General features: G+C 39.8%; 3 protein-coding genes. All 3 read left to right on the forward strand.

Going from position 1 to position 2,896, the window contains the following annotated elements:
- The first annotated feature begins 797 nt into the window (after positions 1 to 797).
- The 3 genes from AACW06_RS19115 (at position 798) to AACW06_RS19125 (ending at position 2,690) form a co-directional block, all read left to right on the forward strand.
- Positions 798 to 1,136: a hypothetical protein gene (locus AACW06_RS19115; protein WP_192076277.1), complete on the forward strand. Its 339-nt coding sequence runs from the start codon at positions 798 to 800 to the stop codon at positions 1,134 to 1,136.
- 142 nt (positions 1,137 to 1,278) lie between these two features.
- Positions 1,279 to 1,836 carry a hypothetical protein gene (locus tag AACW06_RS19120; protein ID WP_088721527.1) on the forward strand — a complete coding sequence of 186 codons (558 nt, stop codon included), beginning with the start codon at positions 1,279 to 1,281 and terminating at the stop codon, positions 1,834 to 1,836.
- Between the two features lie 146 nt (positions 1,837 to 1,982).
- Positions 1,983 to 2,690 carry an aspartate/glutamate racemase family protein gene (locus tag AACW06_RS19125; RefSeq protein WP_086468421.1) on the forward strand — a complete coding sequence of 236 codons (708 nt, stop codon included), beginning with the start codon at positions 1,983 to 1,985 and terminating at the stop codon, positions 2,688 to 2,690.
- Positions 2,691 to 2,896: the final 206 nt, after the last annotated feature.

The raw sequence follows: 2,896 nt of genomic DNA on the forward strand, positions 1-2,896 counted from the left end.
CACGGTTCGGGCTTTGGCTGATTCTTGGTTCACTTAACCAACATTTTGATTGTTTTCTTAATCAAATTTGGTGTAACTTCTGGTTTATCTTATTGAATTTGCATAACAAAGCATTTAAGACGGATTCGCAACGCTTGGCGGTTTTAGTGTAAATTCAGTTTTTGCGTTTTAAGTGGTTTGTCTAGGCATTGGTTTTTAGCGTCGCTCACCACTTAATGCGGCGTTATGTGTTTGATGAGTTTTTAAGGTCAAAGCTACGATTTCATTGAGAATTCGTTCCGTGTTTTTGGCAAGTTGGCTTGGTCGAAATGGATTCTTGAGCAACCTTAGATTGATCGTTTTTAAGGTTCTTGGGTTGCCTCAATTAAGTTTTGGATCTGGTTTGTGTTGAGTTTCGGCAGTTTCAAATCGCTTTAATTGAAATGTCTTTTTGACTGATTCTCTTGCTGAAGCTCAGCTCTGAAAGTCTGGTGAAGCAAAATGTTTTGTTGTGGCTGAAAGGGCGCTTTCTTTGTTGTTGATTCTGCAAGTGGCTATCTTTGGCTAAGATCGCTGTGAAATTTAGGCTTTGGTAAGCATCGTTTTTGTACGTAACTTATTCACATTCCTTCATTTCTACGGTGGTTTATTTTGAATTCACGGTAAAATTCACATAACAAACAATTTAAGAGGGATTCTCAACGCTTGGCATTTTTGGTTCTACTTCAAGTTTTGTGTTTATGGCACAATGCTTTAGGTTAGGTGGAGGCGTTGTTCACCCCTTAATTGGGCGTTAGCATTACAAGAGTACAAATAAGATGTTTGATCAATCAAAGTTTAACGAATGGCAAACCTTGCGGAGTGCGTTAAAGGTTGCAAAGAAAGAGAAGAATTTAGCAAAAGTAATTGATATTTGTGATGAAATAATAACTTTGGATAAGCAGGCTCCATTTATTCAAATAATGACTCCGTTATTCCATAAGGAAAAAGGAACAGCTTGCTTGAAACTTGGCAATGAAAACGAAGCTCTCAAGAGTTTTGAACTTTCAAAGGCTGGGTTCATTGAATACCGTAAGAAAAACCAGTTAAGTACCCCTGATGATTGGCTTAAGGATATAGCAGCTTTGGAAAAGAAAATAGCGAAACTATCGAAGTAATGCTAACAATCAATTTAAGAGGGATTCCCAACGCTTGCATTTTTGCTTTTACTTCAATGTAAGTGTTTATGGCACAATGCTTTAGGTTGGGTGGTAGCGTTGCTCACCCCTTAATTGGGCGTTAAGCTTCAATGAGGACAATATGGACTACGAAGAAATAAAACGACAGGGTATCGCTGGTTTTGTCGAAGATGAAGAGCAAACTAGACCAGATCGTATTGTTAGATTTGTCGAGCTAAATGAATTGTTTTCGCCACAGGGAGATATGCTTTTAACTGGTGGTTTGCAGTCTCACTTAGCTTTTCATGAATTGGCTAATAGTTACGTTAACGGTAATTACATGGCGGTTGTACTATTGTGCCAAGCTTTTATTGAGCACTCATTGTCCGGTGAGTTCATCATGAGAGGACAGAATACAATAGCGGAATCGTCGTTTAAGAAAATCCTCGAATCTGCAAAGGGAGCTGAAATTATAAGTGAAGCTCTTTTTGAACAATTGGAAGTGTTGAGGAAAATCCGCAACCCTTACGTTCATGCGAAAGCGGGGCTGAAAAATGGTTCATTGGCTAAGAAAATGATCGATGGTCGATTTGAATCTGCCGAAGACCTTGCTAAGTCGGACGCACTAAAATCACTTGGTATACTAAAGTCTTTTGTGCATCAAAATGTATTTATGTGGACTCCTCAGCCAGAAGCTTAACAAACAATTTAAGAGGGATTCCCAACGCTTGGCATTTTTGGTTCTACTTCAAGTTAAGTGTTTATGGCACAATGCTTTAGGTTTGGGTGGTAGCGTTGCTCACCCCTTAATTGGGCGTTATATTGCAATCAAATATTGGAGAAAAAATGAAAACAATAGGAATGCTTGGTGGTATGAGTTGGGAATCAACGGCTAGCTACTACAAAGCGATCAATGAAGGCGTCAAATCAGAATTAGGCGGCTTGCACTCAGCAAAAATTTGCCTCTATAGCGTTAACTTTGATGAAATCGAAAAGCTGCAACATCAAGGAAGTTGGCAAGAAACTGCCTCAATATTAACTGCTTCGGCTAAAGCAGTAGAGGCTGGCGGTGCGGACTTTTTAATCATTTGTACCAACACGATGCATAAAGTAGCAAATGAAATAGAAGCGAATATTTCAATCCCAATCTTGCACATTGCAGATGCAACGGCGCAAAAACTCGTTTCGGACGGCGTCAAAAAAGTTGGTTTGTTGGGTACTCGTTTCACTATGGAGCAAGATTTTTATAAACAGCGACTCATTGAAAAATTTGGTATCGATGTCATTGTTCCAGATAGTGCAGAGCGTAATGTGGTGCATGACATTATTTACAATGAACTGTGTCGTGGTGTCATTGACTCTAGCTCAAGAGAGAAATATTTAGAAATTGTGGCAAGTTTGCATAAACAAGGTGCAGAGGCTGTCGTTCTGGGCTGTACGGAGATTGCCTTGTTAATTCAACAAGAGCATACTTCAGTGCCACTCTATGACACGACCGAAATTCACGCAAATGCAGCGGTGCAATTGTCAATTTCTGGCGCACAGGCAATATAACAAAGCATTTAAGAGTGATTCGCAACGCTTGGCAGTTTCGCTTCGCTCAAGTATAGCCAAACGTCGCTCACACCTTAATGCGGCGTTATGTGTTTGATGGGTTTTTAAGGTCAACGCTACGATTTCATTGAGAATTCGTCCCGTGTTTTCGGCAAGTTGGCTTGGTCGAAATGGATGTTTGAACAACCTGAGATTGATCGTTTTCA

Origin of the sequence: Vibrio sp. S12_S33 (assembly GCF_963889785.1) — a bacterium.
Taxonomy (GTDB): domain Bacteria; phylum Pseudomonadota; class Gammaproteobacteria; order Enterobacterales; family Vibrionaceae; genus Vibrio; species Vibrio aestuarianus.

What these genes read in the sequence shown, in the direction of transcription:
- AACW06_RS19120 (WP_088721527.1), top strand. Translation starts at nt 1,279, where the DNA reads ATGGACTACGAAGAAATAAAACGACAGGGTATCGCTGGTTTTGTCGAA.
- AACW06_RS19125 (WP_086468421.1), top strand. Translation starts at nt 1,983, where the DNA reads ATGAAAACAATAGGAATGCTTGGTGGTATGAGTTGGGAATCAACGGCT.
- AACW06_RS19115 (WP_192076277.1), top strand. Translation starts at nt 798, where the DNA reads ATGTTTGATCAATCAAAGTTTAACGAATGGCAAACCTTGCGGAGTGCG.